Here is a 4,855-nt window from a genome sequence, read left to right as displayed (position 1 = left end):
CGCCGGCGCCGCAGCCCGACGCCCCGCGACGCCGAGAGCGGCGCGGGCCCGGCCCCAGATCAGGGCTTGTCGGAAGCGGTTCCAGTCGAACGTCATCGAGATCTGCGAGAGTGACGCCCGGAGGCGCCGGAAGGGCGAGGCGAATAGGCGGGGTTCTGGGCGGTTTTCAGGCCGAAAGATCAAGGTTCCGCAAGGTTCGCCCTGCCGCCTCTGCCCCGTTCAGTCTCCGCCCCGCTCAGCGGCCGCCGAGCGTGGAGCGCAGCATCCAGGTGAATTTCTCGTGCGTGGCCAAACGCTGGGTCAGCAGGTCCACCGAAACGTCGTCCCCGTCGTCGTCGGCGATCTTGAGCGCGGCGCGCGCCGTGGCGATCAGGGTCTCGTGATCGCGCATCAGCTCGGTCAGCATGGCGGTGGCGTCCTGTTCCGGATCGCCGTCCTTGATCGAGGTCAGGTTGGCGAAGGCCGAGCCGCCCTGGGGCGCCAGTTCGCCCAGGGCCCGGATGCGCTCGGCGATCAGGTCCAGGGCCTCCCAGATGTCGCGGTACTGCTGCTCCAGCAGGTTGTGGATCGAGAAGAAGTCCGGCCCGCGCACGTTCCAGTGATAACCATGGGTCTTCTGATAGACGGCGTAGCTGTCGGCCAGGACCTTGGCGAGTTCGGCGGCGACGCCGGTGCGTTCGGCCTTGTTGAGGCCCGTCTTGATGGTCACGGTCATGGGAGACTCCGTTTGGCGTGAATGGACGACGCAGCCGGATCGGCACGCCGGGAACTGGGATAGAGACGTAGGCGGTCCGAGCCTCATGGCCAAGGTTGTCGCGCCACAATCGTCAGACGGGGCGTCCGACGGTGGAACGGGCCGTCGACGGGCGGAACGCACGGCCCGCCGAAGCGTTGCAATGGGTCGCGCCCGACTGACCCGAGTGCGACGACGGGGGTTGCATGAACGCCAGCGGCTGGCTGAGACGGACGGTCGATCTGGGCATCGCGCGCATCGCGCGGGCGCCAGATCCGCCGTGGTGGGGCGCCGCCCTGCTGGGATTCGGCTGCGCCCTCGTGATGCTGACGGTGCGGATCGCCCTGGACGAACTCCACGGCAGCGCCACCGGCTTCATGATCCTCCTGCCCGCTGTCATGGTCGCGGCCCTGGCCGGAGGATTGAGGTCGGGGATGGTCGCCTTGATGGCCTGTCTGGTCGGCGGCTGGACCATTCTTCATTTCGGCGCGATCGGCCTGGATTTCCAGTCCCCGCAGGCGCGGGCCTCGTCGGTCAACTTCACCCTAGTCGGGACCTTCGCCTCATTGATGTCTGCGTCGCTGCGCAGCACCGTGCGACGGCTCGACGCCTCCCTGCGCAAGTTGGACGTCACCTCCGACGAGGCCCAGGCAGCCGAAGCGGCCCGGCGCGACAGCCAGGCCCAGCTGCGCGCCATGATCGATCAGGCCTCGGCCGGGATCGCCCGTGTCGATCTGGACGGGAAGGTGGTCAGCGCCAATGCGCGCTTCGCCGACATGCTGGGGCTGTCTCCGGCGGCCGTCATCGGCATCCGCACCGCCGACGTGTCCCATCCCGATGACGTTCGCCCGACGCTCGAACTGCTGGCCGCCGCGGCCGCCGGCGCAACCGCCGGTCAGATCGAAAAGCGCTATCTGCGGCCCGACGGATCGGTGGTCTGGGGCCTGACCAGCCTTGCGCCCCTGACGACGGAAGAGGGCGCGACCGAAGGCTATATCGCCGTCATCGTCGACATCACCGACGCCAAGACCGCCGAGTCCGCCCTGCGCGAGAGCGAGAGCCGGTTCCGGCTGATGGCGGACACCGCCCCCTCCCCGGTCTGGCTGACGAACGAGGCCGGCGAGGTCGAGTTCGTCAACGCGGCGCTCGAAACCTTCTATGGCCGACCCGCCGAGGAAATCCTCGGCCACGTGTGGAAGGCCGCGATCCATCCCGACGACGTCGCGAGCGTCGCCGAGGCCCAGGCGGCGGGCCGCCCGAGCTTCCAGCCCTATGCCTTCGAGTGCCGTTTCCACCGCGCCGACGGGGCCTGGCGCTGGATGCGGGTGACGGTCAGTCCGCGTTTCGTCGAGGGGGTCTTCCGGGGCTATGTCGGTCTGTCGTTCGATGTGACCGCCTCTCGCGAGGCCCTGGACGCCCTGGCCGTGACGGAGCGGCGCCAGACCTTCCTGCTGGACCTGTCCGACCGGATCCGGGACATGGCTGAGCCCGTCGCCATCATGCAGGAGGCCACCCGCGCCCTGGCCCAGAAGCTGAACGTCAACCGCGCCGTGTTCGGCGAATTCGACCCGGCCGCCGGGGTCTATCGCGTCCAGGCGGAATGGACCGAAGGGGTTTCGGTCGGCGTCGGCGAATGGCCGATCGACCGCTTCGCCCCGGTGCACGCGGTTCTCGCCTCCGGCGAGACCGTCGCCACGACGGACGTGCAGACCGATCCCGTCACGGCCCCCAGCCAGGCCATCCATGACGAGATCGCCGAACGCGCCTTTGTCGCGACGCCCCTGATGAAGGCCGGCCGGCTGAGCGCCTATCTGGGGGTGTCGGCGAGCGAGCCGCGGGACTGGACCCCGTCCGACATCCGACTGGTCGAGGCCGTCGCGGAACGAACCTGGAGCGAGGTCGAACGCGCCCGCGCCCAGGCGGAGGTGGTCGAGAGCGAGGCCCGGTTCCGCGCCATCGCCGACACGGCCCCGGTGCTGATCTGGGTGACCGGCCCGGATCGGACCCGGGCCTTCGTCAACCAGGCCTATGTCGCCTACTACGGTTCGACCTATGAGGAGGCCCTGACCGCCGCCTGGCAGGATGTGCTGCATCCCGACGATTTCGAGCGAATCGTGCGGGAATCCCTGGCCGGCGAGGCCACCGGCGAGCCCTTTTCGCTGGAGGCCCGGTATCGCCGCCACGACGGGGAATATCGCTGGCTGAAATCCTTCTCGCGCCCCCGACTGGATCCGCGCGGCAGGGTGGTCGGCTTCGTCGGCGTGGCCTTCGACATCTCCGACGCCCGGCGTGCCGAGACCGATCTGAAGCGCATCAACGAACTGCTGGAGGAGCGCGTCGGCGAGGCCCTGGCCGAGAAGGAAAAGGCGGAGGCCAATCTGATGCACGCCCAGAGGATGGAGGCGGTCGGGCGGCTGACCGGCGGGGTGGCGCACGACTTCAACAACCTGCTGACCGTCGTCATCGGGGCGTTGGACATGATCCTGAAAGCGCCCGAGAACACGGCCCGGCTGACCAAGTTGGGCACGGCGGCCCTGGCGGCGGCGCGGCGCGGCGAAGGCCTGACCCATCAGCTGCTGGCCTTCTCGCGGCGTCAGGCCCTGCGTCCCGAGGCTGTGGATCTGAACCACCTGATCCGTGACGGCGAACCCCTGCTGAAGCGGGCCGTGGGCGACACCATCGCGTTCGAAACCCGTTTCCGCCGGGGCGGGGCGCGGGTGCGCGTCGATGTCGGCCAGTTCGAGGCCGCCCTGCTCAATCTGCTGGTCAACGCCCGCGACGCCGTGGCCGATCGCAAGCACGGCAGGATCACGGTCAAGACCCACAGTTGCGTCATGAAGGCCGGCGCCGTGCCGGACCTGCCGGCTGGCCCCTATGTCTGTGTCTCGGTGCTGGACAACGGGTCGGGCATGGACGCCGCGACCCGGGCGCGGGTGTTCGAGCCCTTCTTCACCACCAAGCCGGTGGGCAAGGGAACGGGACTGGGCCTGTCCCAGGTCTATGGCTTCGCACGTCAGAGCGGCGGCGGGGTGGAGATCCGCTCGACTGTCGGCAAGGGCACGGAGATCCGTCTCTATCTGCCGCCTCTCGACGGCCCGGACGCCGCGGCGCCGCGCAGCGCCGAACCCGATGCGGCCGACCTGAAGGGCCTGTCGATCCTGGTGGTCGAGGACGATGTCCAGGTGGCGGAAATGGCCATGGCCCAGCTGGCCGGCCTGGGTCTGAAGGCCGCCCTGGCCGCCACGGGCGATGAGGCTCTGGCTGTCCTGGCCCGGCGAAGGTTCGACCTGATGATGTCCGACGTCGTCATGCCGGGCGGCATGACCGGCATCGAGCTGGCCCGCATCTGCGCCGGGCGCTGGCCGGAGATGAAGATTCTGCTGACCTCAGGCTATGCGGGAGAGGATGTCGACGCGGCCCTGGCCGACGCGCCTTGGCGGCTGCTGCCCAAGCCCTATTCCGGCGATCAGCTGAGGCAGGCTCTGGGCCGGGAAGTGTCTTCGGCCGGCTGACGCAGGGCTTCTGAAAGCGAGGCGTGCATCACGGCGAGCACGGCGATTTCACAACGATCACAACGGGACTGGATGCGACATCGTGGTGTCCGTCGCGCCTCGCTGTGGGCGTCGTGACGAACCGCCTTGCTACGATACCCAGCCGCAAGACGCGCTGATGCCGCTGCCGCGCGACAACTTGGCCAAAGAAAAAGGGAGCGTGGCGAAGACGCCGCGCTCCCTTCACATCAGTCTCCAGGACCAATCAGCGCGAGCGCGCCTTGCGGGCGGCGTAGCGGGCGTCGCGGGCGGCCTTCTGCTCTTCCTTGGTGAGCTGCTTGCGCTCCTTGCGGGCCGCGCGCTTCTCGGCGTCGACCGCCTCCTGTGCGGCCATCTCGGCGGCCAGACGGGCGGCTTCCTTCTCGGCCTTCTCGCGACGCTGCTCGGCCTTGGCCAGTTCGTGCTGCTGACGCAGGGCCTCCTTCTCCGCGGCGCGCTTCTCGGCCAGCTTCTCGAACTCGGGATCGGGGGCCGCGGCCTTGGGCGTGCACGTGGCCAGCCGGGCCTGCTGCGCCTCCTGCTGGGCGGAGATGCGATCGGTGAAGCTGGTCGGTTTCAGGTCTCTCATGCG

At 69.1% G+C, this 4,855-nt stretch carries 3 protein-coding genes; 1 reads left to right on the top strand and 2 read right to left on the bottom strand.

Going from position 1 to position 4,855, the window contains the following annotated elements; all coding sequences use genetic code 11:
• Positions 1-235 precede the first annotated feature (235 nt).
• Complete coding sequence (locus ACT6QK_RS14765; RefSeq protein ID WP_444598581.1) at positions 236-715, bottom strand: Dps family protein; 480 nt, start codon at positions 713-715, stop codon at positions 236-238.
• 224 nt (positions 716-939) lie between these two features.
• On the opposite strand from ACT6QK_RS14765, the gene ACT6QK_RS14760 reads away from it, so the two are divergent.
• On the top strand, positions 940-4,245 hold the full coding sequence (locus ACT6QK_RS14760) for a PAS domain S-box protein (protein WP_444598580.1): 3,306 nt from the start codon (positions 940-942) through the stop codon (positions 4,243-4,245).
• A 244-nt stretch (positions 4,246-4,489) separates the two neighbouring features.
• Here the strand turns inward: ACT6QK_RS14760 and ACT6QK_RS14755 are convergent.
• Positions 4,490-4,855 (bottom strand): DUF6481 family protein (locus tag ACT6QK_RS14755; protein ID WP_444598579.1); only part of this gene is annotated, 366 nt, incomplete at its 5' end.

Origin of the sequence: Brevundimonas sp. (genome assembly GCF_052436175.1) — a bacterium.
GTDB lineage: Bacteria > Pseudomonadota > Alphaproteobacteria > Caulobacterales > Caulobacteraceae > Brevundimonas.
Note: the sequence above shows the minus strand (reverse complement) of the source record. Positions and strands in the feature narration are given on the sequence as shown.

Bases quoted from the DNA above. Each gene is read 5' to 3' on its own strand.
- ACT6QK_RS14765 (WP_444598581.1), bottom strand. From the start codon at position 715: ATGACCGTGACCATCAAGACGGGCCTCAACAAGGCCGAACGCACCGGC.
- ACT6QK_RS14760 (WP_444598580.1), top strand. From the start codon at position 940: ATGAACGCCAGCGGCTGGCTGAGACGGACGGTCGATCTGGGCATCGCG.